Genomic DNA, 25,987 nt, shown 5'->3' on the forward strand with positions numbered 1-25,987 from the left:
ATGGCTACCTGGGACGAGATCGCAGAGGCACGGCTGGCTGACGTGTTGGAGCTGCAGAAGGTGCATAAACGCCTGCTCGCGGCCAGAGTACAGGGGATCGAACCAGATCCTCATGACGTTGAGATTGCCCGCTCGGTGGCGGCCACAGGCTATGGCGGCATCGACCGGGTCAACGCGCGGGACGATTACTAGACCCCTCCGCGCTCCAGCACCTATGATGGTGGTGTTCTAGAACACCGATTGGAGACGTTGAGGTTCAGCCATGCCCCCGAAGTTGGAGCGTCCCGCTCCCCCGTATCAGCAGATCGCGAACGAGATCCGCAACAAGATCTCGAACGGCGACTTGCAGGCCGGCGACCTGGTGCCGTCAGTCCGCTCGCTGATGCGCGATTACGGCGTGGCAATTGCGACCGCCCAGAAGGCACTGTCGGCTCTCCGGGCCGAGGGGTACATCAAGCCGGAACGCGGTGTTGGAAGCCTCGTCACCACGGAAGAGGAACGGGGCAGAGCGGCCAACGATCGAGTCGGGAAGGCTCGACGTACCGGCAAGGTCTACCCGACAGGTCAGTACGCGAAGATCACCGACGCGGGACTTACTGAGGCCACGGAGCAGATCGCGGATGCCCTTGGGGTCAAGGTCGGCAGTCGGGTGATTCGACGCATACGAAGGACATTCAGGGCTGACGGGAAACCAATCTCGGCATCGACTTCGTACTTCCGTGGTGATCTCGCGAAGCGCGCACCGCTTCTCTTGACCACTGAGCGGATCCGCGAAGGCACGTTTATGTACGCGGCCAACATCCTGAAGCGCAACGTCGATGCGTGGCAGGACCAGTTCGAGCCTGCGAGCGCCACGGCTGATCAGGCCGAAAGTCTCGGCTTGGAAGAGGGCGCTTTGATCATGCTCGGGCGCAACTGGATCTATGACGACACCGGCGATGTGTTGGAGTACGGCGAGAGCATCACGTACGGCCGAGTGACCTATCGAGGACGCCTCGGCGACTGATCGCCTAAGCGGTTGACGCTTAGGTGTCAACCCTCAGTTGTAAGTTCATCGCTCTTAGTGCTTGCCGACTCGAGATAGGTGTTCTAGTATCTGAACTAGAACACCCGCTCAACGGGAGCGGGTGTGACGCCTAGAAGGGGCGATTCCTGATGAAGCTGAACATCGACACCACGGGCAAGACGTTCACGGTCACCAAGGGTGTGGAAGAGAAGAAGGACCAGAACGGCCGGCAGAAGGCTGACCGGAACACCAACGAGCTGCTCTGGTCGGTTCAGGTGATGGCGCTCGACGAGACGGGCGGCGAGGTGATCAACGTGACTCTGGCGGGCAATGCCATGCCGAAGGTCAACGTTGGCGCCACTGTCGTGCCGGTCGAGCTGGAGGCCATGCCGTGGGCCACCAATGGGCGGAACGGTGTCGCGTACCGCGCCAAGACCCTCAACCCGGCGACGGGTTCCGCGAAGTCCTGATCTCCACTGGTCCCGTGATCTCGTGCAACTGCTCAGCTAAGGGGTAGTCATGTCGCAATCGATGGAGCATCGAACCATCACCGCGAATCAGGCACGGGCCGAGTACGTGGCCAAGTGCAACGAAATCATCGAGATCGAACTGGTGCTGGTCTTTCTGGACCAGAGCATCGCCAGCAGCCTGAACCGGGCTGAACCAGTCGTTGCGATCAGCAACGACGCGACCGCCGTCTACGCCTCGGAGGCGTTCTGGCAACTGCTGGACCTGTACCGCGAGGCCTGCAATCGTCGCCTCGATCTGTACGCCGCACGCGACTACGCGTACGCCGTCTGGAAGTCGGCTTCGACCGAAGCCACCGCGGCTGACACCTACGTGTCAACACCGCTGAACAACAGCTAGAAACCAAGAACGGCCCTCGAAAGGGCCGCTCCCTGGAAACGAGACGCCAAGTCGGGCCACTGGCCTAGGAAACCCGTCCCGGCTTGGTGTCTTTCCTGACTCAACCCCCACCAATGGGAGGTCTTGTCATGCCCAAATCTACCCGCTCGAAGTCGTCTTGGCGATCCCATCGCAGCGGACGGTCGAGCCGCGTCCTGCCTGGAGCAGTCGAAACTATCACCCGGCCCAATCAGACCTGGCCGGTCATTCTGCTCCTCACCATCTGGCGCTGGCGCTGGGAACTGTACGTCCTGGCCGCAATCGTCTACATCACCATCGCCCACGGCGAAGCGATCACCGGCTACTTCCAGTCGAACCCGCTGTGGCTCAACGCCCTACTGATCATCGTCCTGTGTGGCTGGATCGTCACCGACAATCCGGCACGCCGGTTCGTCCTGAACCGGATCTGGTGTGTCATCACCCGCCACCGCCTTCGTGCCTGCCTGATCGAGCTGCGGATCCTCAACTACTCGGGGAACCTGCCCTTCATCCTGGGGTGCTTCTCCACGAAGACCGGACAAGTCGTGTGGCTGTGGATGCGCCCCGGCCAATCGGTCGAAGACCTCGACAACAAGGCCGAAAGCCTCGCCTCAGCATGCTGGGCAAGCAAGGCCACCATCGCACGCTCGAAGCGCAACGCCGCCATCGTGCGGATCGAAATCGACCGCCGCGACCCCTTGGCGAAGAAGACCATCGACTCGCCTCTGCTCAACGACACCAGCGGCATGCCGGAAGCGGCAGTCGCCGACGACGCTGTCATGGCGTTCCTCACGCCCGACACCACCGACAGCGCCTCCGAGTCCACCACGAACGAAAGGCCGGCCAAAACCGGCAGTGGTGAGACGCGCGCTCGAACATCCAAGACCAAGACCACCGCTGCCGTGAATGACAGCCAGACGGTGATCTTGGGCGCCAACGGAGAAGACGTGTCCGACTATGTCTAGCTTCAACCCGAAATCGGTGTTCCCCCGGCGCGAGCCGGGGGTCACCCCTGCACCCAAGGGTGCACTGTCCATCTACGACCCGATCTACCTGGGCCTCGACGCACGCGGCAAACGAGTCCGCGTGACGCTGATGTACCGCAACATCCTCATCGGCGGCGAACCCGGCGCGGGCAAATCCGTAGCCCAAGGCAACATCGTCGCCCACGCCGCGCTGTGCACGGACGTGGATCTCATCCTGATCGACGGCAAGATCGTTGAACTCCTGCCGTATGCACCGGTCGCGAAAGAGTTCGTCGGCAACGACATGACCAAGGCGCTCCGCGTCCTGCGCGAACAACAAGCAGACCTGGATCAGCGCTATCTGCACCTGGCCCGCACGGGCCGTAAGAAGATCGTCGCTGGCGACGGCTTCCGTGCCAAGCTCCTGTGCATTGATGAGCTGGCGTACTTCACCGTCACCGTCGGCACCAAGGAACAGCAAGAAGAGTTCCGCACCCTGGTGCGCGACATCGTCGCCCGTGGCCGCGCCGCGGGCATCATCACCGTCGCATCCACCCAGCGCCCGAGCGCTGACATCGTCCCGACCTCGCTGCGGGACCTGTTCGGCTACCGGCTCGCGTTCCGGTGCGCCACCGACTCCAGCTCGGACATCATCCTCGGCACCGGCTGGGCCTCCCAAGGCCATACCGCCGTGGACATCGAACCCGAAGCCCTGGGCGTCGGGCTCCTCCGTGCCGAAGGCGGATTCCCCCGCCGACTCAAGACGGCGCACCTGCAAGACCACCACGTCAACCAGATCGTCCGCCGCGCAGTACACCTCCGAAGGGCGGCATAACCATGATCACCATCAAACCCGTCCCCGCCGACGCCTTCACCAGCGTCCGCGACACCGACGGCAACACCGGCTGGCTCCACGACTGCGGAGCCTTCGTCTACTCCCCCGACCAACCACACCGCTGCGGCGTTTGCTGGTCCGCACTCCGCAACGGCCAAGCCCATAACGGTTCTTGGCAACGCGCCTACGTCATCCGAGGCGACCAGGCGGTGGCGTCATGACGTTCTACGACGCCAACGGCGGCGAACGCGACGACCGCATGTTCATCGGCTACGAGTTCAGCGACGACACAGTGGCCGGCATCAACCTGGCCTGCAACGGCCAGACTCCGCTGGTCGCGATCGACCTCGGCAACACCCCGATCGAACTCGAACTCATCACTGGCTCCGTCACCGCGCTGAGCCAGCTGATCGACGCGCTCTACGAAGCACGCGCACTCCTCGAGGAACACCTCATCGACCACGCCACCAAGACCGACACCTGGAACCAGGACCAGGTCTTCATCCCCAACGACTGGACCGCAGAGAACGGAGACCAGCCATGAACGACACCCGACAGAACCGGCGCGACTTCCAGGACACGTACCGCGGCTGGAAGCGACTGCTCGAAGACAACGGGGCACTCATCGACAACGACGGGCGACTGCCCGAAGGCATCAAGGTCTGGACCCCGTACGGGGACATGGACCGCGGCGGCGATATCCCCGTGACCTACCGCGACCCGGCGTGGGCCTGGTACCAGGGAACGATCCTCGGCCAGTGCGACACCCACTGGTGGTTCGTCTTCCTCGGCTACGACAACCTGCCGTTCATCTGCCAACGCCACATCACCGAACTCCGACCGGTCATCACGACCGAACTCCGACCGGTCATCGTCCCGAACACGATCGAGAACGGCCCGCAGAACGAGGCGGGGGACCGCTCATGAGCACCGTCCGCAAGCCCTCCCCGGCGAAGCTGGCAGCCCGCTACCGGCGACTCGATCAAGCCATGTACGCCGTGTTCAGCGATGTCCTCGACCACTGCGAAGAAATCCGCGTCGAAGCCGAACAACGCCTCGGCACCACCGACGAAAACGACGTCATCGACGACGCCGAGTACGGCAAAGCCCTCGACCTGTTCAACGAGGTCTTTGACATCAAAACCCGCATCCAAACCTTCCGCACGACATGGATCGGAGACAACTGATGCACACGGCCACCACCACTCCGACGACGGCCCCGGCCACCGCAACAGCCGGTTCGGCAGTTGCGCATCGGGAAAGGCCGGCCACGACGACCAAGCTCACTGGTCTCACGGGCCACAACACGACCGCCCTCACCGGCATTGACGGCTGGACGGTCACCAAGACCACCGCCACCTACGCGGGCAGCCCCACAGCGGCACTCAACGCCGTCCAGAAGCGGATGGACCACGTCCGGGCCACCGAAGGCGGCAGAGCCACCGGCTACGCCTCACTGATCGCGGTCCGCAACAAGCTCCGCGAATGCTCCACCGGCGCCAGCCACCCCGCCGTCACCGTCACGGTCAAACGAGCCAAGAAGACAACGGCCTCCAAGACGACCCGGACCGGGTCCACGGCCTTGTCACCGAAGGCGCGGCTGACACGTAAGCGTCAAGGCGAACACACCACAGCCGAACTCGTGTCCGCGCTCGAAGCCGCATGGTCCGCGATCCGGACCAACCACACCGAAGTCCCCTCGGTCGTGATCATCGTCGGCTCCGGCACCGCCACCAAACAGGCCAAGTACGGGCACTTCGCGCCCACACGTTGGCAGCTCGGAGAACAAGCCCTGGCCGAAGTCCTCATCTCCGGCGAAGGACTCAAGCGGCCCGTCGAGGAAGTGTTCACCACTCTGCTGCATGAAGCCGCCCACGCACTCGCGGATGTGCGCGGGATCAAGGACACCAGCAGGCAGGGCCGGTGGCACAACCAGAAGTTCGCCGCGCTCGCCTCCGAGCTCGGCCTCGACACCACCAAAGACCCCCGCATCGGCTGGTCACCCTGCACCCTCCGGCAGGAAACCGCAGCCACCTACAAGAGCGTCCTCGCCGACCTGAAGGCCGCGCTCATCGCCTACCGCCACCCCGAGATGGTGGCCGGCACTTCCACCAAGAACAACAACAACGCGATCGCGTGTGCATGCCAGTGCCCGCGTCGTATCCGTGTCGCCAAACAGGTTCTCGAAGAAGGAGACATCACCTGCGGCGTCTGCGAAGCCACCTTCGTACCCGACGAGTAACCCAGCTGCCGAACTAGTTCGTTGCTGGCTCTCGCCTCCGGAATCCACGGGGTCCCGGAGACGAGGGCGAACACCGAACCACCCACCAGACCACACCGAAGGAAGGGAACCAGGATGACCACCATCCACAACGCGTACGCCGAAGTGACCGTCTATCACGCCGTCGCCGACAGCACCTTCCTGTGCGACTGGGCCGCCAACGACCACCTCGACGGCCACGACTGGTGCCCCGCCGTCCTCGAACCCGGCGACGACTACACCGTCATCGCCCTCGACGGACACGTCGAAGCCCGCTACTGCCCCGGCTGCGGCTACCAGCTCTTCGGCGTCCCCACCCTCGACCCCGCCCGCCCGCAAGTCCCGAGCGACAACCCCACCGCCGCTTGACACGTAACCGTCAACCACCCATCACCACACCGAGCCGGGAAGGGAGGAGCCGCCCGTGACCACCAGCAGCACGACTACCAGCACTGCCACGATGCCGATCGAGCCACCGAGCGGTTCCCAAGACCCGCTCCTGACTGTCCATGTCCATCGGCCTCGCGTCGATCCCGGCAAGCGCTCCAACCCCGCCTCCGGCCTCGAGCAAGCCGTAGCACGCGCCGCCTCAACCGCGGACTACGGCCAGTACACTGCGTGGCTGGACCACACCGCCTCGGCAGGGGGCTGCATCCGCCCCATCCAACTGCGCGGCGAAGCACACGTCGTGTCCGAACGCACCGGACGGATCATCTCCACCCGGCACACCGACCAGATGCCAGACGGCGTCATCTACAAAGCCTGCGGCAACCGCCGCGCCGCCGTCTGCCCTTCCTGCGCCGAGACCTACCGAGGCGACACCTACCAACTCGTGTTGGCCGGCCTCCAAGGCGGCAAAGGCATCCCCGCCACCGTCGCCCAGCACCCGTCCGCGTTCGTCACCTTCACCGCCCCCGCCTTCGGCCCCGTCCACGGCACCCGCTCGATCCGCACCCGCGACGGCCAGACCTGGACCATCAGGAACCGGCCTTGTCGACCCCGCCGCAACCCCGACCTTTGCCCGCACGGCATCGACCTGCGCTGTCACCAGACCCACCACGATGGCGAGAAGGTTCTCGGCACACCCCTGTGCCTGGACTGCTACGACCACGACCACCAGGTCGTCTGGAACGCCCTCTCAGGGGAGCTGTGGCGACGCACCATGGACCGCGCCAAAGAGATCCTGCGCGCCGAAGCCAAGAAGCACGGCGCAACGGTCAAGCTCTCCTACGGCAAGGTCGCAGAACTCCAAGCACGCGGCGTCGCCCACTTCCATGCACTCATGCGCCTCGACGGCGTCAACCCACTCGACCCCACCGTCATCGAACCGCCTGCCTGCGCCGCAACCTTCACCATGCTCGCCGACGCCGTACGCCGGGCCGCCGCCAGCACCCGGTTCCGGTCCCTGCCGCACCCCGACCGGCCCGAAGGCTGGCTCATCGAATGGGGAACCCAACTCGACCTCCGCCCCGTCCGGCTCGCCGTCGACGGCGCAATCACCGACACCGCTGTCGCCGGATACCTCGCCAAGTACGCCACCAAAGGCGCCGAAGCCACCGGGCACTCATCCGCACGGCTCACAAACGCCACCGTCAACCGGTACGCCAACCACCACACGCACGCCGGCCGACTGGTCGACGCCTGCTGGCGACTCGGACGACCCGGCTCCGACCTGGACGAAGCCGAAGCCGCCAAGAACTCCGGACGGCTGTCCTACCGGCGCTTGCAGCGCTGGGCACACATGCTCGGATTCGGCGGCCACTTCTCCACCAAGAGCCGCCAGTACTCGACCACCCTCAAGGCACTCCGCGAGGCACGGGCGAACTGGCGACGCGACCACCACCGCACCCAAGACCACACCGACGACGTCGAGACAACCCTCATCGTCGGCAACTTCACCTACGCAGGAACCGGTTGGAAGACCATCGGCGACGCGCTCCTCGCCAACACTGCCGCCGCCAAGGCCCGCGAGCACCGACGACTCGTCAAGGAACTGCTTGCCGAGAACAACGACTGACACGTAACTGTCAAAGGAGGAATGAAGTGTCTGTGCCGAAGCATCGAGATGATCGGCTGTGGAGCATCGAGGACCTGTCCGAGTTCCTCGGCGTACCGGTGCCGACTCTGTACAAGTGGCGTACGACTGGATATGGCCCGAAGGGCGTTCGCATCGGTCGATACGTGCGCTACCAGAAGGAAGTCGTGTACGGCTGGCTCAAGTCGCTTGACGGAGCGGCGTAGCTATGGCCAGACAGCCGCTACCCATCGGCACCTGGGGACAGATCCGAACGCACGAGGTGACCGACTCCAAGGGCCGCAAGGCATACCGTGCGATCGCGAATTTTCGGGACTTCAACGGTGAGATCGTGCGTGTCGAACGGCGCGGTAAGACGAGAGGTGCAGCTACGTCCAAGTTGCAGAACGCCTTGCGAGAGCGTGCAAAGATGGGCAAGGCTGGTACGTGGACACCGAACCACCGCTTCAACGAAGTAGCCGACGCCTGGGTCCAGGAGATCGATGAACTCGTCCAGGACGGATCTCGATCACCCCGGACAGTGCAGAGCTACAAGTCTGTGTTGACGAAGCACGTTCGTCCGGCACTCGGGGAACTGCGGCTGGCTGAGGTGACCACCGCTCGCGTGGACACGTTCATCCATAAGGTCAAGTCCAAGTCCGGGGTCCCAACCGCCAAGCTCTGCAGGAGCGTCACGTCCGGCGTGATGGGTCTGGCCGTTCGGAGTGGACCGCTCGACGCCAATCCGGTCCGCGAGATTCGCCGGATCGAGAGTTCACGTAGGAAGAAGCTCGCTCGATCCCTGACCGTCGAACAGATCGAGTTGTGGCTCAAGGCAGTTTCGGAGAACCCACGCGCCGTCAAGTCGGACATTCCGGACCTGAGCCTGTTCATGCTCAGTACCGGCGTTCGGATCGGGGAAGCTCTGGCACTCATTTGGGCTGACGTTGACCTGACCGCTGGAGTGGTTGATATCGACTGGACGATCGGCAGGGTGCCTGGGCAGGGACTCGTCCGGGGCCCAACTAAGTCTGAGGCCGGAGAGCGGACACTCGGTCTTCCTGATAGGGCTGTCGCGATGCTCCGTCGCCGGTTCGCAGCAGGTGTGAACCTCGATTGGCCAGTGTTCCCGAACAGCATCGGTGGATTCCGCGACCCCAACAACACGCTCCGGGATCTCCGCAAAGTACGGGCCGAGATCGAGTCGCTGGAGTGGGTCAAGTCACACAACTTCCGGAAGACGCTCGCGACCCTGCTGGACGATGCCGGCCATTCCGCACGGCAGATCGCTGACCAGCTCGGGCACAGTCGAGTCTCGATGACACAGGACGGATACCTCGGTCGGAAGATCCGCAACGCCGGTGCGGTCGAAGCCCTCAACGCCGTGCTCGGCACCGGGCCCGACGAGGAGCCGGACGGGCAAAAGGGTGGCAAAAGTGTGGGCTGAGAGGGTGGTCGTCGCGGTCATATGTGCTCTGACCTGGGCGTTTGGTAGGCCCCGTGGGACTCGAACCCACAACCCGCGGATTAAAAGTCCGCTGCTCTGCCAATTGAGCTAGAGGCCCTCAGGTGTGTGGGGAACAGTGTCGCAGGTTTGGTGGCGGGATGCTCAGTTGGGGGTTGCTTGACTACCGGGAGTGGTGGTACAGATCAGAATTCGTCCGGAGGGGCCGGGCGCTGACGATCCTGCCGCGGGGGGAACCGACGGCGGGGTGGGGGGTATTTCGTGGTGTTTCGTGCTGCGTGTGGGGCTGTGGTCCTGGCGGTGCTGGTGGTCGGGTGTGGGGCGGAGTCGGGGGGAGGTGAGCCGGCTCGGGTTGCGCAGGTTTCGCCGGTGGTGAGTACGCCGCCGCCCAGCGCACCGGCAGCGACAACGTCGACGCCGGCTGCCGAGGTCCAGACGCCGACCAAGACGGCGACCGAGCAACCGACCAACCCGGCGACCCAGAAGCCGGTGACGACGACCAAGGAGGTCGTGGAGTACAAGGTGATCGCGTTTAAGAAGAAGACGGTCACCGACGATTCGTTGCCCAAGGGCGAGAAGAAGATCCGTACGAAGGGCGTCAACGGGACGCGGCGGCTCGTGTACCGCGTCACGTACGTCGACGGCGTACAGACTGACAAGGAGCTGGTGCGGCAGGAGGTGGCGAAGGAGCCGCGGTCGCAGGTGACGGCGGTGGGGACGAAGGTGGATGAGCCGGAGCAGTCCGGTCGGTGTGATCCGAACTACTCCGGCTGCGTGCCGATCGCCACAGACGTCGACTGCTCGGGCGGGAGTGGGAACGGGCCGGAGTACGTGAGCGGTCCGATCAGGGTCATCGGTCGCGACATCTACCGGCTCGACTCCGACAACGACGGGATCGCCTGCGAGTAAGCGGGGTCAGGCGCGGGTTGCCGTCAGCGACAGGTCCAGCTCGACGGCGGGGCGTACCAGCGCGGTGGTCAGAGCGTTCCAGTTGGCGCGCCAGGTGTGGCGGTTGATCGCGCGGGACGCCTGAAGGTGGAGAGTGTCGCCGGCGTCCGTTACGGAGACGGGGACGGTCAGCGGGTGCGTCGTACCGCGAATCGTGAGGTCGCCGGCGACCTCGAACCGGTCGGCGCCCGTTGGGGTGACGCCGGTCGCCACGAACGACATCTCGGGGTACGACGCGACGCCGAAGAACTCCTGACGGAGCTGGGCGTCGCGTCGTGCGTCGCCGGTCTCGACGCTGTCCATCCGCACCTTCAACCACCCGGTCGACGCCGCCGGGTTCGTCCTGTCCACCTGGAACGCGCCCTCGGCCACGGCGAACAGACCGCGCACCTTCGGGCCGACACGGTGCGCGGCCACGAAACCGATCCGTGTCCGCGCACTGTCGAGTACGTACTGAGTCATACCGGATACGACGGAGCAGTACGGCGAAGTGTCAGGTACGACGAGGCAGTACGGCGAACTGTCAGCCGATCACGCCCGTGGTGATGCGTCGCGAGGTGATGTCGAACACGGCGTCCTCGGGTGGGGCAGCGAGGTACCCGGCGCGGGCTTCCTCGGGGAGGTACTTGTCCACGACAGCGTGCAGAACCTCGTCGGGCAGGGGACGCAACTCCGCCTCACCCTGCACGTTGACGTACCTGGCGGTGGCGCCTTCGACGGTCTGGATCGAGACGGACAGCCGGCCGGAGCCCTCCTGATGCAGGCGCGCCTTCTTCGAGCGGGAGGACGTCATCACCTGGAACCGTCGTTCGCCGGACAGATACCGGAACCAGACGGGCGTCACATGGGGCGCGCCCACCCGGGCTCGTCGACGGCCAGCACGGCCACCAACGGCTGAGCCAGGAACGACACCATCTCGTCTGAGGTCATCGTGCGGAATCCCATGGCACCCGACGATTTCAGATGCCACCGACAAGTTCCGGATTTAGGATGCGGCTACATGCTTACCTATCGGCTGACGGCGCAGGACTTGGCGGACGTTCGGTTCGCGGTGTCGCCGGTGGCCGAGATGGTGTTGTCGTTCCGGGCGCTGCGGGATCCAGGGCGGTTTCCGTTGCAACTCGGCTGGGTCCGCGCGGTGCAGACAGACCTCAAGGATCTCGACTGGGACGTACTGCGCTGGCTCGTCAACGACACTATGGGCAGCCCGGACTTCCTCACGCCGCGCCCGTCCTCGCCGCTCACCCAACTGTCGGACGAGCTCGATCTGATCGCAGCCGTCGACGAGGACACGTACGTACGCCAGATGACCGCGGTCAACGGCAAGCCTCCGACGATGACCATCGACCAGGTCGTCGAGGCCATGCGCCAGTACTGGGACGCCGTCATGGCGCCGTACTGGAGCCGCATGCGCACCCTCCTGTCCGCGGACATCAGCTACCGCGGGCACATACTCACCCAGCACGGCACCGGTGCGATGCTCAACGGGCTCGGTCCGGCGATCACGTACGAAGACGGTCTGCTCAAGGTTGACCGCGTGGCCGAGCAGAGTCGCGTCGAGGACGTCGCCGGGCGCGGGCTGGTGTTGCAGCCGACGCTGTTCGGGCCGCATGCGGTGATCCCGTTCGACCCTGGTGCGGAGCCGTTGCTCGGCTATCCCCCGCGCGGGCAGGCGAATCTGTGGTCGGTCGCCGAGCCGCCAACACGCAAGGACCTGGCGCAGTTGATCGGTACGCCGCGAGCGCACATCCTCGAACTGCTCACGCATCCGCGCACCACGACCGACCTGGCCGGTGAACTCAACGTCACCCCGTCCGCCGTCAGCCAGCAGCTCCAGCTGCTCCGGCGGACCGGGTTGGTCGAGCCGCAGCGCACCGGCAAGCAGGTCCTGTACCGCCCGACCGAGCTCGCGGCCCTCCTCACCGGCACCGCTGTCGATTGAGCTGTCAGCTATAGTCGATGGTGTCCGCGGGAGCTCAGGGAGTGGGCTGAGAGGGTGACCGATCGTCACCGACCGCCGAACCTGAATCGGGTAATTCCGGCGTAGGGAGGAAGCGATGGAATCCGTCTGGGTGAACGGTACGGCGACCGACGGGACAGTTGGCCGATCCGTGGCCGAGCTGATCGCGGAGTACTCCGACCGCAGCACGGGGATCGCGGTCGCGGTGAACCAGAACGTGCTGACCAAGGCCGAATGGGCGCAGACCACGCTCAAACCGGGTGACCGGGTCGAGATCGTCAGCGCGACGCAGGGAGGCTGACGATGGACGACCCACTGGAGCTCGGCGGGCGGACGTACACCTCCCGGCTGATCATGGGAACCGGCGGCTCGGCGAACCTCGAGGTGATGGAGGAGGCATTGATTGCCTCCGGCACCCAACTCACCACGGTCGCGATGCGCCGGCTCGGGACCGGTCACGAGGGTTCGGTTCTCGACGTACTGAAGAAGCACTCGATCGACGTGCTGCCGAACACGGCCGGCTGTCATACCGCGGCCGAGGCGGTGCTGACCGCGAAACTGGCACGTGAAGCGCTTCAAACCGACCTGATCAAGGTCGAAGTGGTCGCCGACGACCATCTGCTGCTCCCCGATCCGGTCGAGTTGCTCGACGCCGTGGACGCGCTGGTGGCCGACGGGTTCACCGTGCTGCCGTACACGAACGACGACCCGATCCTGGCCCGCCGGCTGGAGCAGGCAGGGTGTGCGGCGGTGATGCCGTTGGCCGCACCCATCGGTTCGGCGCTCGGCATCCGGAACCCGCACAACATCGCGCTGATCGCCGAAGCGGCGAACGTTCCGGTGATCGTCGACGCCGGCATCGGTACGGCGAGCGACGCCGCGCTGGCGATGGAGCTCGGCTGCGACGCGGTGATGCTCGCGACCCCGGTGACCCGCGCGGAGAAGCCCGCGCTGATGGCCGCCGCGATGCGCGACGCCGTCAGCGCCGGAAGGAACGCCCGCCTCGCCGGCCGCGTGCCGAGGCGCTGGCAGTCCGCCCTCGCCTCGTCACCCACAACCGGCTTGCCGACGTTCTGACGCCGATACCCGGTCCGCTACGGGTCAACCGGCTCCAGTGATTGATGTGTGGGTTGCGTGTCTGCTACGCGACGGGACAACCCCGCGTGTTGGGGGGTTCTTCGTCGGTATACGAGCAGAGAACCCCGGCGGGGTTGTCCGTTCGTATGAGGTTGGCCGCGTCGGCCGGCGTACGGGATGAAGTCGGGGGCTTGAACAGGTTGTGGTGGGTGTGGACAGGTTGTTGCCTGTCCAAGGTCCCGGGATGGGGCGCACGGTGCCGGGATGGGGCGCACGGTCCCGGGTGGGTGTGCACGGCCCCGGGCGGGTATGCAGGGTCCCCGGTGAGTGTGCACTGCCCCGGGCGGATATGCAGGTCCCGGGTGGGTGTGCAGGGCCCGGGAGGGTGTGCAGGGCCCCCGGGAGGGTGTGCACGGTCCCAGCGCGGGGTGCACGGTTCCGAATGGGTGTTCGCGGTCCCGATCGGAGGTCAAGGGCTCGGCTGCGGGAAGTAGCGCTCGTGCAGCGCCGTCGTACAGCGCCGTCGTACATCGCCGTCGTACAGCGTGGGCGCTGACTCGGTCACTCAGGGTAGGCCGGGTTCACACCAAACCTGCACCGCCTGCACTGCGCACCGGCGGAAATGCTCCTAGGAGAGTTTTCCGCACGACAGTGGAGGATTCTGCCCCGCCAGGCGCCGAAAACCCTCCTTAGATCAGTCAGCAGACCCCGTTGACCGCTACAACCGGCCTGCCGACGTTCTAACGCCTCCACCCGACCGCCGGCGCTTACGCCTACGACCGGCCGCGCCTACGCCGCCGGACATCCGCTACAACCGGCCCGCCAGGGTTTTGGCTTCGGTCTCGTCCAGGGTTCGGTCGAGGAGAAGTGCGGTGAGTGACAGCGGTAGTTCCTCGTCGGGCCGGAGCGCCAGCGGCTGGTCCCACGCGAGCGCGGGGCACGCGCCGATGTACTCCTCCGACCGCAGAAACCACGGCCGGATCTGATCGGGCTGCAGCAACAGCAGGCTGACGTCGTCCTGCACGAAGGCAAGCCATGGGCTGCGGGACCCGAAGGCTGCCGACAGACCACTGCCGGAAGCGCTCAGGATTGTCGTCGGCGCGGACGGCAGTCGCCAGAAGATCCCGCCGTACGCCGCGCCCTCGCGGCCGCAGGTGGCCGGGCTGTCGATCTGGATCGGGCCGTACCGCGCGGTGAGCGTGCTCTGCCAGTCCAGACGCCAGCCGCCGAACGCCAGATCGCCGACGAGGCGGCGCTTCTCGATCAGGTGGGGCCGGCCCTGGGCGTCGTACCAGGTGATGTCGTCGACGAGTTCGCGGTCCTTGACCGTCACCCCGCGGCTGCGTTGCTGGCCGTGGTTCCGCAGCAGCATCGGGCCTTGATCGCGGACGTACGTCCGGCCGCCCCAGTACGACGTCCCGTTGACGAGCGCGACCGACAGTGAGAGCCCGTAGTGATGCCGATGGTCGCCCGGGTTGACCTCGGTCAACGGATGGCCGCCGAGCGTCCGGACGGGATGCAGGTACGGCCGCGGGGCGTGCACCTGCGGCATCCGCTGCCCAAATTCGTACCGTGCGAGCAGTCCGGCCGAGCTCCCGAGCGCGAAGATGTCGCCCTGTTGCTGCCACGCGATCCCGGCGGCCGGTGCCTCCGCGGCCAGTCGCTGCTCCCGCGGCACCGGGCCGGTACTCGCCCGCACTGCCAGCCGCAGCTCTGGTACGTCGTCCGCCGCGTCGGCCGATCCCGCGATCGCCGCATGCAATCGCTGCCACGCCAACTCGCCCAGATCCCGTTGCGGCGCGCGCACAGTGGTCAGCGACGGTACGGCGAAACGCGCCAGGCCGATGTCGTCCATCCCGGTCACCGACAGATCTGCCGGTACGGCGACCCCGACCTCGTTGAGCCGCGCCAGCAACCCGAACGCGACCAGATCGTTGAACGCGACCACCGCGGTGACCTGCGCGTCGAGCACCCGTTCCACGGCGGCGTACCCGTCCTCGATCGACCGCCCGCACTCGAGCCGGACCAGGTCGAGCCCGGGAATCTCCCGCTCCGCGACGTCGAGCGCCCGGATCCGCAACGTGTTGGACGCGCTCGCCGCCGGACCGGACAGGAACGCGAGCCGCCGGTGCCCGAGGCCGACCAGGTGGTCGACGACGATCCGGACCGCGCGGCCGTAGTCGACGACCACCGACGACACCTCCGGCGGGCCCTGGCGGTTGACCAGGATGACGGGTTGGACCTGCGGGAGCAGCTCGCGCAGCCGCTCCTCGTCCATCCGCGGTGAGACCATGACGAGCGCGTCGCAGCGCCGTCGGGCCTCGATCGCGATCGCCGCCTCGGCCTCGGGGTCCTCGTCGGTCTCGGCCACCAGCACCTTGTAGCCGGCCGCCGCGGACGCGTTCGTGATCCCGCGCAGGATCTGCTGGAACAGCGGGTTGCCGAGGTCCGGCACGACCAGCGCGACCATGTTCGTGCGGCCCAGCGACAGGCTGCGGGCCAGGTCGCTCGGCCGATAGTCGAGCCGCTCGGCCGCCGCGCGCACCCGGGCGACGATCTCGGGTGCGACACTGAGCCGGCCGTTCATCACCCGGGACACGGTCGCGCGCGACACCTGCGCCGCCCGCGCGACGTCGGCGATCGTGATCGTGTCCTTCGGTCTGCGTCCCACCCCCGTATCCTCTCGCGATGGAAACCGGTTTCTCAACCCTCTGGCCGCGCATGATGGGAGCACACAGCGGACGGAGGAAGTGTGAGCAACTTGGAGTATCCGCAGGTCGCGGGCGTTGCACCGGGCAACGGCTACAGCCACGTGGTGACCGGAACCGGCCAATGGGTCGCGATCTCCGGACAGGTCGCACTGGACGAGAACGGGCAATTCGTCGGCCTCGGCGACCCCGGAGCGCAGGCCGAGCAGGTGTTCGCGAACCTGGAGCGCTGCCTGGCGACCGCCGGCGCGACGTTCGCGGACGTCGTGAAGCTGACGTACTTCGTCACCGACATCGGCCACCTGCCGGCGGTCCGGACGGTGCGCGACCGGTACATCCCGGGGCCGAAGCCCGCGAGTACGGCGGTGCAGGTCGGCGCCCTGTTCAGCCCCGACGCCCTGCTCGAGATCGAGGCCTACGCCGTCATCCAGCCGGCCTGAGCCCGACGCCGGCCGCCCGGCGAAGGCCGGAAGTCCTAACGCAACAGATCGACCGCCACCCGCGCCGCCTCGCCGATCGCGGCGTCGACGCGGGGCTGGCGGAAGTCACCACGCGCCGCGAGCGTGAGGACGGCGACCGCGAACGAAGCCCCACCAGGCAACGTCACCACGCCCGCCTCATGCCGCAGCGCACCGAACGTCCCGGTCTTCCCCGCGACCCGAACACCGTCGTACGGGAACCCGGACGCCAGCCGATGCAGGAAGATCTGCCGATGCATCGTCGCCTTCACGAACGCCGTCTGATCGGCGGACAGCAACTCCCCCGCCCACAACCGCCGCAACAGCAACGTCAGGTCGCGCGGCGTACCCGCTGACCCGTTGGCCGCCTCGTAGACCCCGGCCGGGTCGGTGCGGTCGTTGTCGGCGAGTACGGCGAGCGCCGCGTCCGCCGTGTTCGCACCCGTTCGGCGCTGGAGGTCGCGCAGGTTCCCCGCCGTACCGCGAAGGACCCAGGTACGGCGCAGTCCGAAGGACTCGATGATCGTGGCGAGCCGGCGCAGCCCGACGATGTCCAGCAACGCGTCGGCGGAGGCGTTGTCCGAGACCGTGGCCATCGACAGCGCGAGGTCCCGCAGCGACACCGTGACCGGGTCCGCGAACAGGGACAGCCCGGTCGGCCCGTCGGTCTTGTCCGCGGGATCGATCGTCACCCGTTCGCGCGGATCGAGCTCCCCCTCGTCCACCAGCCGGCAGAATCCGGCGAGCAGCGGCAGTTTGTAGACCGACGCCAGCGGAACGACGACGTCCGCGTCGTGTTCGACCGTCGCGTCGGGGTCGTCGAGCGAGACGGCATGCATCCAGCCACGGACGCCGGCGTCGTCGAAGATGCTCCGGATGCGCGCGTTCATGACGCGAGCGCCTTCGTGAGCTGGTGCATCACGTCGTTCGGCCGCAGGAACGGCGTCCGGGTCCGCGACCAAATGAGCCGGAGCCGCACCGGCAGCGGATCGTCGGCCAAGCGGTGCCGGGTGACGCCCGGCGCGCTCAGCGACGGGTCGGCGGTGATGACCACCGCCTGCCCGGCCGCGACCATCGCCAGTCCGGCGCGCTCGTCGGTCACCACGACCGTGCCGCCGTCCGGCCGGTGCAGCGCCAACGTGTCGAGGAACAGGTCCCGCGCGGCCGGCGCCTCCGCCCGCGGCCGAACCGCTACTGGCAGCCCTTTCAAGTCCCGCAGCGAGACGACCTCGCCGTCCACGATCGACGCGGGCACCAACGCCCAGGTCGGCAGCAACGACACCGGCCCGGCCTCCAGACCGTCCAGCACCGTCGGATGCTGTACGGCGGCCAACGTCAAACGGCCCGTACTGACCTGGTTGACCAGCGAACTCGTCGGCGCCGTCACCACAGTGACCCGGCTGCCGGAGATCACCGCGCCACACGCCGCGGCCACCGCCGCACCCGTCGACGTCGGCACCTCGGGCGCCAGACCGAGCCGAATCTCGGGCCCCTCCGGCTCACGGGCCAGGGCCGCCTGGCGTAGCTCCTCGATCGAGGCCAGCGCCCGCCGCGCATACGGCAGCAGGTCGGCACCGGCGGCGGTGAGCTCGACCTGACCGGCGCCGCGCTCGAACAGCTTCGCGCCGATCAGCGTCTCCAGCCGGCGCAGACCCTGCGACAGCGGCGGCTGGGTGATGCCGATGACCCGCGCGGCATCACCGAAGTGCTGCTCCTCGGCGAGCGCGACAAAGATCTGCAGATGCCGCTCGGTCAGCATGGACCCGGCTGACCTGCGGTGATACCTCCAGACAATCGCTTCATACGCAAGAGCCTATTCGACATGGCCCGCCGAACTCACCTTGACTGCCGATAACGAAAGGAGACAGCGTGAAGGTGAGCAGACGAGGAATGCTGGCGGGCGCGGCCGCGGCCGGAGCTGCCGGGGTGGCCGGCGCCGTCGGGCTGGAGGGCCGGAGCGAAGCAGCCACGGAGCCCAAGAGCCAAGCGAAGCCCAAGAGCCAAGCGAACCGGGAGCCGGTCGAACTGACCTGGTTCGGGACGCATGCCTGGCAGATCCGGTGCGGCAAGAGCATCGTGCTGACCGACCCGTGGCTGACCCGGTTCCAGACCGGGACGTTCACCCCGGAGGGCGCGGACCCGAAGTCGAAGCTGGTGATCAAGCCCGACGTGATCGACCGGCATCTGAGCACCGCCGACGCGATCCTGGTGCACCACGGCCACTACGACCACATGGCCGACGTACCGTACGTCGCGAAGAAGACGCAGGCGACTGTGCTGTGCACGGAGACGCACGCCAATGTGCTCCGCGCGATGAAGACACCGAACGAACTGCTGTCGCCGGTGCGCGGCGGCGAGTACCTGCCGTTCGAGGGCTTCACGATCGAGGTGTTTCCGTCGCTGCACTCGTGCGGCGGCAAGCGCCACACGTACGCGTACCCGGGCTACCGGTACGACGTCCCGTCGCGGCCGCGCGTGATCGAGGATCTGGTCGAGGGCGGGACGCTCGCGTACGTGATCACGATCGGCGGCCTGCGCATCCTCAGCCTCAGTACGGCGAACTTCGATCCGAACGCGCTGCGCGATCTCGAGGTCGACGTCGTGTTCGCGGCGCCGGGTGGCGAACCGGGCATCACCGATCGGCTGCTGCGGACGGTCAAAGGCGTCCGGACCGTGATCGCGACACATTGGGACGATTTCGACCAACCGCTCGACCGGCCCGGCGTCCCGTGGACCGATCTGACGCCGCTGCAGACGTCGGTCGAGAAGGCCGGCGCCGAGTTCGTCCGCATCGACCTCCGGCAGCAGATCACACTCTGACCGCCCGGGAGCTCAGGCTTTGACGCGGTAGTGGTACCGCGAGACGGTCCGGAAACCGAGGCGTTCGTACAGGGTCCGGGCGGCGAGGTTGCTCTCCAGCACACTGAGCCAGACCCACTTGGTCGTTGCCGCCTGCAACAGTCCGTGGATGATCGCGGACGCCAGGCCCTGGCGGCGGAAGCGTTCGTCGACGGCGAGGCAGTACAGCCCGGCCGTGTCGTCGACGAGCGCGAGCCGCCCCACGGCCTTCGCGGCGCCGTCGGGCCCGGGAACGGTCGCGTAGAGCGCGTTTCCGCGCCGCAGGATCTCCTCGGCGGTAGCCCGGGCGTCGTCGCCGCGCCCGTCGATGCTCCACCAGCAATCGGTCCAGGCGACGGACGGCGTGCTGGATATATTCACCTCGACTTCCGGCGCCGGCAGCTGGGCGAGGACGTCGGTGAGCAGGCCGCACTGCACCAGCGTCGGATTCCGCACCTCGTACCCGCGGGCCGCAAGCCGGTCGTCGAGGTCGCTCGGCTGCACCGCCGGCCCGATCTGGAACGACGGCCGGATGCCGTGGGCGACGTACAGGTTCTCCACATAGTCCAAGGCTTTGTCCAGGTCGAACGGCGCGCTCGCGGGCAGCACCGAGTTGGCTCGCAGGGTGACTCCGGCGTCGTGTCGCACCAGCCAGCCGTCCAGCTGGGTGAGGTGCGCGGCCTGCCAGCCCTGGTTCATCAGGGCGTCCATACGAGCTTCGGCGATCATTCCAGCAAGCGTAGAACCAGCCGAATTGAATTGCAACAGAATGGATAGTTATTCATCGATTGCGGATCGCGGCCACCGCTTCCGCGAGCAACTCGATGCCCTCCACGACGTCCCGCCGGGACAGCGATCCGTACCCGAACACCAGCCCGGACGGACCGGACCCGGCGATCCAGTACGGCGCCAGTCCGTACACCCCGAGCCCGCGCAGTAAAGCCGCGGCGCGCAGCGCTTCCTCGTCGAGATCCGGTGGCAACCAGGCGAGCACGTGCAGCCCCGCCGACACCCCGACCGGTTCGAAGTCCGGCAGCCGTACCGCAAGCCGCTCGACCAACGTGTCGCGCAACGTCCGGTACCGCGGCCGCATCCGCCGCAGGTGCCGGTCGAACTCGCCCCGCGCGACGAAGTCCGCGAACGCCAGCTGATCGAAGACCGGCGATCCGCGGTCGTCCATCAGCTTGGCCACGGCCATCGGCTCGACCAGCCACGACGGCAGGATCAGCCATCCCAGCCGCAGCCCGGGCGCCAACGTCTTGCTCGCGGTTCCGGCGTACGCGACACGATCCGGGGCGAGACCCTGCACGGCACCGACGGGCTCGCGGTCGTAGCGATACTCCGCGTCGTAGTCGTCCTCGATGACGAGCCCGCCCCACGCGACCAGCGCGGCCCGCGTCTCCGCGGAAGCCACCGCGCCGGTCGGGAACTGATGCGCCGCGGTCACCAGGACCACGTCCGCACCCGACCGCGCGAGCGCAGCCACGTCGATCCCGGTCTTCAGCACCGGTACGCCGACCACGTCGAGACCGGCGGCCCGCGCCACGTCTCGCAGGTCGTTGTCCGACGGATCCTCCGCAGCCAGCCGCCGATACCCCTGTGCCGCGAGCACCTGCAGCAGCAACCGCGAACCTTGCGCGAAGCCGTTGCAGATCAGCATGTTCTCCGGGCGGGCCGCCGTACCGCGGACCCGGTTCAGGTAGTCGGCGAGCGCGGTCCGCAGTTCGATCGTGCCGCGGCCGTCGATGTAGGCCAGGCTGCGGTACGGCGTCTCGTTGAGGACCCGGCGTACCGATCGAAGCCAGGCGGCGCGCGGGAACTGTGACACGTCGGGGCGGCTGTAGCGGAAGTCGATTCGCGGCGGGCCGTCGACCGGCTGCGGCGCGGACGTCGCCTCGACCACCGCGACGTCGGAGACCTGCGTGTACCCACCGCCGCGACTCACCAAGTACCCCTCAGCGACGAGCTGCTGGTACGCCTCGACGACCACACCACGGGACAGCCCGAGGTCCTGGGCCAGCGCCCGCGTCGACGGCATCACCGTGTCCGCGCGCAGCAATCCGGAGCGGATCCTGGTCCGGATCCCGCTCTCCAGTTGCTGATGCAGCGGCACGCCGCTGTCCCGGCGCAGCTCGACCAGAAGTTCACCGGCGCCGGAACTGGTCCTGGTTCGGCTCACAGAACTGGACCTTATCGATGGACCGCCGGGCTGTCAGGGTGATGGGCACAGCTGATTCAGCGGAGGGGAGCTGACCAGGATGACCGGATTCCTGCGCAAGGGTGACGCCGGGTACGACGAGGCGCGCACCGTCTGGAACGCGATGATCGACCGCCGGCCCGCGGTGGTCGCGCGGTGCGCCACGACCGAGGACGTCGTGGCGGCGGTCCGCTTCGGCCGCACGCAAGGCCTCGAGATCGCGGTCCGCTGCGGCGGGCACAACATCGCCGGCCTGGCGGTCCCGGAGGACGGCCTGATGATCGACCTGACCCCGATGAACGCCGTCCGCGTGGACCCGGCGACGCGGCGCGCGTGGGTCGAGGGCGGCGCAATGCTGGGCGAACTTGACAAGGCGTCGCAGGAGTACGGCCTCGCGACGACCGCTGGGAACGTCTCGCACACCGGCGTCGGCGGCCTGACCCTCGGCGGTGGGATGGGCTGGCTGGCCCGGCGTTTCGGCCTGTCGTGCGACAACGTCCTGAGCTTCGAGCTCGTGACGGCGGACGGTTCCGTCGTACGGGCGAGCGCGGACGAGAACGCGGAGTTGTACTGGGGCCTGCGCGGAGGCGGCGGCAACTTCGGGGTCGTGACGATGTTCGAGTTCCAGCTGCACCAAGTGGGAACGCGAGCGCTGACTGCCGAGTTCAGCTATCCGGTGTCGGCCGGGCTCGATGTACTGCGCGGCTGGCGGGACCTGAACGTCGAGGCACCACGGGACGCCACGTTCACCGCGTTCGTGGACGGCACCCAAGTGGTCGTCGGGTACGTGTGGGTCGGCGAGGGCGGATACGACCTGGTGCCTGCATTCCGCAAGCTCGGCCCGGTGCAGAACGAACTGGTCGACGAGACGACGTACCTGCAACTGCAGACGCGCGAGGACAACGTGCAGGGGCATCGCTTCCGGCGGTACTGGAAAGGCCATTACTTCGATGTGTTGCCCGATGAGGCAATCTCCGCGATGCTCGACAACCCCGGCGTGCCGGCCAGTCTGCAGGCGTACGGCGGTGCGATCGCCGACGTACCGGCGGACGCCACCGCGTTCAGCCGCCGCGACACGCTGTTCGAGATGGTCACCGCGTCCCGCTGGGAGAGCCCGGCCGAGGACGAGGAGCGGATCACCCGGCTGCGCGGGTACGCGGCAACGTTGGCGCCGTACGCGAGCGGGGCGTACGTGAACACGCTGAACGAGGACCCGATCAACCGCGCCTTCCCGCCCGCGACGCTGGAGCGGCTGATCGCGTTGAAGACGGCGTACGACCCGGAGAACGTCTTCCACCTGAATCAGAACATCAAGCCGCACGCGGCATGATGGAGGCGTGACCACCGAACTCACCCCGGAACTGGCCGCGACGATCGAGGAAGCGTTCGCGCGCCGGGACCGGGACAACATGGGGCCGACGATCGCCTTCTTCGAGAAGCTGCTGACCGAGCACCCCGGCAACCCGTACGTGCTCTACGAGGTCGGCGGGTCGTACGACACGGCCGGCGACGAGGAGAAGGCGATCGGGTACTACGAGCGCGCCCTGCCCGGACTGACCGGCGAGACGCGCCGCAAGTGCCTGCTGCAGTACGGCAGCACGCTGCGCAACCTCGGCCGCTTCGACGACTCGCTCGCGGTTTTCAAGGACGCCTGCGCCGAATACCCGGAATCCGACTCGCTCCGGGTGTTCAAGGCGCTCACGCTGCAGGCCTCCGGTCAGCACAACAAAGCGCTCGCGACCCTGCTGCTGGTGATCGCGGACAAGGTCGACTCCGCCGAGATCAAGCGCTACGAGGCGGCCATCCGCGGCAACGCCGACTACCTCGCCCACCTGCCCTGAAACCGACCCTGTCCTGAAAACGGCCCTGTCCTGAGAAGGCCGCCTGGGGTTTCAGCAGGCGCAGGCGACGCCGCGCGGCGCCACCAGCGGGTCGGACTCGCGCCGCTCGACGCCGTCCGCGGTCTCGATCGGCGCGCCTTCGCGGACCCAGTACTCGAAGCCGCCGATCATCTCCTTGACCGGGTAGCCGAGCCGCGCGAACGCGAGCGCCGCCTGGGTCGCGCCGTTGCACCCCGGGCCCCAGCAGTACGTGATGACCGTGGCTCCGTCCGGGACGAGCTCCGCGGCGCGCGCCGGGATGTCGCGATGCGGCAGGTGGATCGCGCCGGGCAGATGCCCCTGGTCCCAGCTCTCCTGGCTCCGGCTGTCGACCAGCACCCAGTCGGTCACGCCGGCGCCGATGTCCGCGGCGACGTCGGCCGCGTCCACCTCGACCGCGAGCCGGCCGGCGAAGTGCGCCACGGCGGCATCCGGTGCGGCGGCGGGAACCCGCAGTACGGCGGAAGTGTTCATGAACTGCCTCCTCGAGGATCGGGAGGCACCAGCGTCCGGCAGAGCGGCGACCCGACGACAGTGGCAGTAAGGACCTGGTACCTCAAAATTCAGCCACGGGTGATCCTGGCCCGCGCCCGCGCCACCTTGATCGCTTGCTTGAGCGTCTCCACGTCGTACGCCCCGTAGTGCCGCTGCCCGTTGACGAAGAACGACGGCGTACCGGACACCCCACTGATGTCCGCCGACTCGACGTCGCGCGCGATCCGGCCGGCCGCGGCATGGCGCATCACGTCCTCGTGCAACCGGTCGACGTCCAGGCCGAGCTGTTGCGCGTACTGCAGCAGATCCTTCGGCTGCAGGCGATCCTGGTTCGAGAGCAGCAGGTCGTGCATCTCCCAAAACGCTCCCTGCGCGGCCGCCGCCTCCGCCACCTCGGCGGCGATCTGCGCCCGCGGGTGGACGTCGGACAGCGGGAGATGCCGCCACACGTACCGCAGGTCGTCGTCCTGCAACAGGGCGCGAACGGTCGGCTCGGCCATCCCGCAGTACGGGCACTCGAAGTCGCCGTACTCGACCAGTGTCACCGACGCGTCCTCCGGGCCGCGGATATGGTCGACCTCGGGATCGACCGGATCGGTCAGATCGGTCAGTTGCTCCGCGTTCCCGAGCAGCGCCATCGCCCGCTTCGGCGGCGACAACCGCTTGGCGGCGGTGAACACCGTCCAGGTCAGTGCCGACGCGACGACGACCGCGGACAGCAGCCCGACCTTCGCCTCGGCCAACTGCGCGCCGTCGAACGCGATCGTGGCGATCAACAACGACACCGTGAAGCCGATGCCGGCGATGGTCCCGCTGCCGGCCACTGCGGCCCAGCCGACCCCCGGCCGGATCCGGCCCCGGCTCAGCCGGTCGACCAGGTAGGACACCGACGTCACCGCGAGCGGTTTGCCGACGACGTACCCGACCAGGATGCCGAGCGTGATCGGCGAGGTGAACGCGCGCCCGAGGAACGCCGCGTCGATCGTGACTCCGGCGTTCGCGAGGCCGAAGAGCGGGACAATCAGGTAGCTCGTCCACGGGTGGTACAGGTACTGCAGCCGCTCGTTGGGAGAGATCGTCGCGGTCAGCCCGACCGTTGCGGACCGGGCGAGCTCCGGCGTCGGCTGCTCCCGGAACAGACGGAACAGGCCGGTCGCCTCCTCCAGTTGCTCCCGCCCGGGCGAGTACGCCGGCGCGGTCAGGCCGATCGCCAGCCCGGCGACCACCGGATCGACGCCGCTGCGCAACAACGCCGCCCACATCAGGACGCCGAGGATGACGTAGAGCCAGGCTTTGCGGACCCGAAGGATCGCCAGCGTGAGCACGATGGCGAACGCCACGATCGCCGCCGCCAGCGGCATCACCGCGATGTTCTCGCTGTAGACGACCGCGATCACCACCAGCGCGAGCAGGTCGTCGACCACGAACACCGTCAGCAGGAACACCCGCACGCGGTCCGGCACGCCGCGGCCGACCAGCGCCAGCAGGCCGAGCGCGAGCGCCGTGTCGGTCGACATCGCGACACCCCAGCCGTGCGCGCCCGGTCCGCCGGCGTTGAAGGCCAGGTAGATCAGGATCGGCGCGATCATCCCGCCGATCCCGGCCAGCATCGGCAGCAAAAGCCGGCTGCGGTCCCGGAGGTCGCCCAGGTCGAACTCGCGCCGCGCCTCCAGGCCGACCACCAGGAAGAACAGCGTCATCAGGCCGTCGTTGATCCACTCCCGCAGATCCAGGCTGAGATGATCTCCCCCGAGCGCGATCGAGAAGTCGGTCCGCCACACCTCGTCGTACGTCGCCGGCGACACGTTCGCCCAGAGCAACGCGAGCACAATGGCGGCCGCGAGCACTCCCGAGCTGCCTGCCTCGGTCCGGAGGAACGACCGCAGTGGCGCTGCGATCCCACGCCGCCAATCGGTCCGGCCGCTCAACAGACCAGACAAGTCCGCCATGCCGGACACAATAACCGCGAGCCCGCTTGCGGCCGACGGTCGTCTTG

At 67.4% G+C, this 25,987-nt stretch carries 32 protein-coding genes, 1 tRNA gene and 1 riboswitch; of the genes, 23 read left to right on the forward strand and 10 right to left on the reverse strand.

Annotation, left to right across the window (positions count from 1 at the left end):
- The 15 genes from AB0B82_RS12450 (at position 1) to AB0B82_RS12520 (ending at position 9,412) form a co-directional block, all read left to right on the forward strand.
- The gene (locus AB0B82_RS12450) at positions 1-192 is read left to right on the forward strand and encodes a hypothetical protein (protein WP_360165839.1); all 192 of its coding nucleotides are present in this window, start codon (positions 1-3) and stop codon (positions 190-192) included.
- 70 nt (positions 193-262) lie between these two features.
- Positions 263-1,006 (forward strand): GntR family transcriptional regulator, encoded by a 744-nt coding sequence (locus tag AB0B82_RS12455; RefSeq protein ID WP_360165842.1) that lies wholly within the window; start codon positions 263-265, stop codon positions 1,004-1,006.
- A 149-nt stretch (positions 1,007-1,155) separates the two neighbouring features.
- A complete protein-coding gene (locus AB0B82_RS12460) occupies positions 1,156-1,476 on the forward strand; it encodes a hypothetical protein (protein ID WP_360165845.1) in 321 nt (106 codons plus the stop codon).
- A gap of 49 nt (positions 1,477-1,525) precedes the next feature.
- Positions 1,526-1,873, forward strand: coding sequence for a hypothetical protein (locus AB0B82_RS12465; protein ID WP_360165848.1), 348 nt, complete (start codon positions 1,526-1,528; stop codon positions 1,871-1,873).
- A 128-nt stretch (positions 1,874-2,001) separates the two neighbouring features.
- Positions 2,002-2,856 carry a hypothetical protein gene (locus tag AB0B82_RS12470; protein WP_360165851.1) on the forward strand — a complete coding sequence of 285 codons (855 nt, stop codon included), beginning with the start codon at positions 2,002-2,004 and terminating at the stop codon, positions 2,854-2,856.
- Positions 2,849-3,691: an FtsK/SpoIIIE domain-containing protein gene (locus tag AB0B82_RS12475; protein WP_360165854.1), complete on the forward strand. Its 843-nt coding sequence runs from the start codon at positions 2,849-2,851 to the stop codon at positions 3,689-3,691. Before AB0B82_RS12470 ends, AB0B82_RS12475 begins: the two co-directional genes overlap by 8 nt.
- A gap of 2 nt (positions 3,692-3,693) precedes the next feature.
- Positions 3,694-3,912, forward strand: coding sequence for a hypothetical protein (locus AB0B82_RS12480; protein WP_360165857.1), 219 nt, complete (start codon positions 3,694-3,696; stop codon positions 3,910-3,912).
- Positions 3,909-4,235, forward strand: coding sequence for a hypothetical protein (locus AB0B82_RS12485; RefSeq protein ID WP_360165860.1), 327 nt, complete (start codon positions 3,909-3,911; stop codon positions 4,233-4,235). The genes AB0B82_RS12480 and AB0B82_RS12485 overlap by 4 nt, the downstream gene beginning before the upstream one ends.
- Entirely contained in the window at positions 4,232-4,618 is a 387-nt protein-coding gene (locus tag AB0B82_RS12490) for a hypothetical protein (protein WP_360165862.1), read from the forward strand. The genes AB0B82_RS12485 and AB0B82_RS12490 overlap by 4 nt, the downstream gene beginning before the upstream one ends.
- Positions 4,615-4,878, forward strand: coding sequence for a hypothetical protein (locus AB0B82_RS12495; protein ID WP_360165865.1), 264 nt, complete (start codon positions 4,615-4,617; stop codon positions 4,876-4,878). Before AB0B82_RS12490 ends, AB0B82_RS12495 begins: the two co-directional genes overlap by 4 nt.
- Positions 4,878-5,933, forward strand: coding sequence for a hypothetical protein (locus AB0B82_RS12500; RefSeq protein WP_360165868.1), 1,056 nt, complete (start codon positions 4,878-4,880; stop codon positions 5,931-5,933). Before AB0B82_RS12495 ends, AB0B82_RS12500 begins: the two co-directional genes overlap by 1 nt.
- 114 nt (positions 5,934-6,047) lie before the next feature.
- Positions 6,048-6,320 (forward strand): hypothetical protein, encoded by a 273-nt coding sequence (locus tag AB0B82_RS12505; protein ID WP_360165871.1) that lies wholly within the window; start codon positions 6,048-6,050, stop codon positions 6,318-6,320.
- Between the two features lie 91 nt (positions 6,321-6,411).
- Positions 6,412-7,968, forward strand: a complete 1,557-nt coding sequence (locus tag AB0B82_RS12510; protein ID WP_360166062.1) for a replication initiator — start codon at positions 6,412-6,414, stop codon at positions 7,966-7,968.
- A gap of 26 nt (positions 7,969-7,994) precedes the next feature.
- Positions 7,995-8,192, forward strand: a complete 198-nt coding sequence (locus tag AB0B82_RS12515; protein ID WP_360165874.1) for a helix-turn-helix domain-containing protein — start codon at positions 7,995-7,997, stop codon at positions 8,190-8,192.
- 2 nt (positions 8,193-8,194) lie between these two features.
- Complete coding sequence (locus tag AB0B82_RS12520) at positions 8,195-9,412, forward strand: tyrosine-type recombinase/integrase (RefSeq protein ID WP_360165877.1); 1,218 nt, start codon at positions 8,195-8,197, stop codon at positions 9,410-9,412.
- 42 nt (positions 9,413-9,454) lie between these two features.
- On the opposite strand, the gene AB0B82_RS12525 is transcribed toward AB0B82_RS12520, so the two are convergent.
- Positions 9,455-9,530, reverse strand: a tRNA-Lys gene (locus tag AB0B82_RS12525).
- Positions 9,531-9,799: 269 nt separating this feature from the next.
- Here AB0B82_RS12525 and AB0B82_RS12530 point away from each other — a divergent pair.
- Positions 9,800-10,339 carry a G5 domain-containing protein gene (locus AB0B82_RS12530; protein WP_360165880.1) on the forward strand — a complete coding sequence of 180 codons (540 nt, stop codon included), beginning with the start codon at positions 9,800-9,802 and terminating at the stop codon, positions 10,337-10,339.
- A gap of 6 nt (positions 10,340-10,345) precedes the next feature.
- Here AB0B82_RS12530 and AB0B82_RS12535 read toward each other — a convergent pair whose 3' ends face one another.
- Together AB0B82_RS12535 and AB0B82_RS12540 are read right to left on the reverse strand one after the other, a co-directional pair.
- Positions 10,346-10,840 (reverse strand): YceI family protein, encoded by a 495-nt coding sequence (locus tag AB0B82_RS12535; protein ID WP_360165883.1) that lies wholly within the window; start codon positions 10,838-10,840, stop codon positions 10,346-10,348.
- A gap of 61 nt (positions 10,841-10,901) precedes the next feature.
- On the reverse strand, positions 10,902-11,237 hold the full coding sequence (locus AB0B82_RS12540; protein ID WP_360165885.1) for a pyridoxamine 5'-phosphate oxidase family protein: 336 nt from the start codon (positions 11,235-11,237) through the stop codon (positions 10,902-10,904).
- 141 nt (positions 11,238-11,378) lie between these two features.
- Here AB0B82_RS12540 and AB0B82_RS12545 point away from each other — a divergent pair, with 141 nt between their 5' ends.
- The 3 genes from AB0B82_RS12545 to AB0B82_RS12555 all read left to right on the forward strand — a co-directional run bounded on the left by AB0B82_RS12545 (position 11,379) and on the right by AB0B82_RS12555 (position 13,415).
- Entirely contained in the window at positions 11,379-12,320 is a 942-nt protein-coding gene (locus AB0B82_RS12545; protein WP_360165888.1) for a DUF5937 family protein, read from the forward strand.
- A 16-nt stretch (positions 12,321-12,336) separates the two neighbouring features.
- Positions 12,337-12,445, forward strand: a riboswitch (TPP riboswitch).
- Positions 12,436-12,639 (forward strand): sulfur carrier protein ThiS, encoded by a 204-nt coding sequence (thiS, locus tag AB0B82_RS12550; protein ID WP_360165891.1) that lies wholly within the window; start codon positions 12,436-12,438, stop codon positions 12,637-12,639. It overlaps the preceding riboswitch by 10 nt.
- Positions 12,640-12,641: 2 nt before the next feature.
- Positions 12,642-13,415, forward strand: coding sequence for a thiazole synthase (locus AB0B82_RS12555; protein ID WP_360165894.1), 774 nt, complete (start codon positions 12,642-12,644; stop codon positions 13,413-13,415).
- 808 nt (positions 13,416-14,223) lie between these two features.
- On the opposite strand, the gene AB0B82_RS12560 is transcribed toward AB0B82_RS12555, so the two are convergent.
- Positions 14,224-16,086: a DUF6807 family protein gene (locus AB0B82_RS12560; protein ID WP_360165897.1), complete on the reverse strand. Its 1,863-nt coding sequence runs from the start codon at positions 16,084-16,086 to the stop codon at positions 14,224-14,226.
- Positions 16,087-16,167: 81 nt separating this feature from the next.
- Here AB0B82_RS12560 and AB0B82_RS12565 point away from each other — a divergent pair, with 81 nt between their 5' ends.
- Positions 16,168-16,563, forward strand: a complete 396-nt coding sequence (locus tag AB0B82_RS12565; RefSeq protein ID WP_360165900.1) for a RidA family protein — start codon at positions 16,168-16,170, stop codon at positions 16,561-16,563.
- 35 nt (positions 16,564-16,598) lie between these two features.
- Here the strand turns inward: AB0B82_RS12565 and AB0B82_RS12570 are convergent, their stop codons facing one another.
- Positions 16,599-17,471 (reverse strand): serine hydrolase, encoded by an 873-nt coding sequence (locus tag AB0B82_RS12570; RefSeq protein ID WP_360165903.1) that lies wholly within the window; start codon positions 17,469-17,471, stop codon positions 16,599-16,601.
- The gene (locus AB0B82_RS12575) at positions 17,468-18,340 is read right to left on the reverse strand and encodes a LysR family transcriptional regulator (RefSeq protein WP_360165906.1); all 873 of its coding nucleotides are present in this window, start codon (positions 18,338-18,340) and stop codon (positions 17,468-17,470) included. Before AB0B82_RS12575 ends, AB0B82_RS12570 begins: the two co-directional genes overlap by 4 nt.
- Positions 18,341-18,456: 116 nt before the next feature.
- Between AB0B82_RS12575 and AB0B82_RS12580 the strand changes: the two genes are divergently transcribed.
- On the forward strand, positions 18,457-19,401 hold the full coding sequence (locus tag AB0B82_RS12580; protein WP_360165909.1) for an MBL fold metallo-hydrolase: 945 nt from the start codon (positions 18,457-18,459) through the stop codon (positions 19,399-19,401).
- A gap of 12 nt (positions 19,402-19,413) precedes the next feature.
- Here the strand turns inward: AB0B82_RS12580 and AB0B82_RS12585 are convergent, their stop codons facing one another.
- Positions 19,414-20,148, reverse strand: a complete 735-nt coding sequence (locus AB0B82_RS12585) for a GNAT family N-acetyltransferase (RefSeq protein ID WP_360165912.1) — start codon at positions 20,146-20,148, stop codon at positions 19,414-19,416.
- 52 nt (positions 20,149-20,200) lie between these two features.
- Entirely contained in the window at positions 20,201-21,598 is a 1,398-nt protein-coding gene (locus AB0B82_RS12590; protein WP_360165915.1) for a PLP-dependent aminotransferase family protein, read from the reverse strand.
- A 79-nt stretch (positions 21,599-21,677) separates the two neighbouring features.
- Here AB0B82_RS12590 and AB0B82_RS12595 point away from each other — a divergent pair, with 79 nt between their 5' ends.
- Both AB0B82_RS12595 and AB0B82_RS12600 read left to right on the forward strand, forming a co-directional pair.
- Positions 21,678-22,946, forward strand: coding sequence for an FAD-binding oxidoreductase (locus AB0B82_RS12595; protein WP_360165918.1), 1,269 nt, complete (start codon positions 21,678-21,680; stop codon positions 22,944-22,946).
- A 7-nt stretch (positions 22,947-22,953) separates the two neighbouring features.
- Complete coding sequence (locus AB0B82_RS12600; protein ID WP_360165921.1) at positions 22,954-23,457, forward strand: tetratricopeptide repeat protein; 504 nt, start codon at positions 22,954-22,956, stop codon at positions 23,455-23,457.
- A gap of 51 nt (positions 23,458-23,508) precedes the next feature.
- On the opposite strand, the gene AB0B82_RS12605 is transcribed toward AB0B82_RS12600, so the two are convergent.
- Together AB0B82_RS12605 and nhaA are read right to left on the reverse strand one after the other, a co-directional pair.
- Complete coding sequence (locus tag AB0B82_RS12605; protein ID WP_360165924.1) at positions 23,509-23,970, reverse strand: rhodanese-like domain-containing protein; 462 nt, start codon at positions 23,968-23,970, stop codon at positions 23,509-23,511.
- An 89-nt stretch (positions 23,971-24,059) separates the two neighbouring features.
- The gene (gene nhaA, locus AB0B82_RS12610; protein WP_360165927.1) at positions 24,060-25,940 is read right to left on the reverse strand and encodes a Na+/H+ antiporter NhaA; all 1,881 of its coding nucleotides are present in this window, start codon (positions 25,938-25,940) and stop codon (positions 24,060-24,062) included.
- Positions 25,941-25,987: the final 47 nt, after the last annotated feature.

It is taken from the genome of Kribbella sp. NPDC048915, assembly GCF_040649595.1.
Classification (GTDB): Bacteria; Actinomycetota; Actinomycetes; order Propionibacteriales; family Kribbellaceae; genus Kribbella.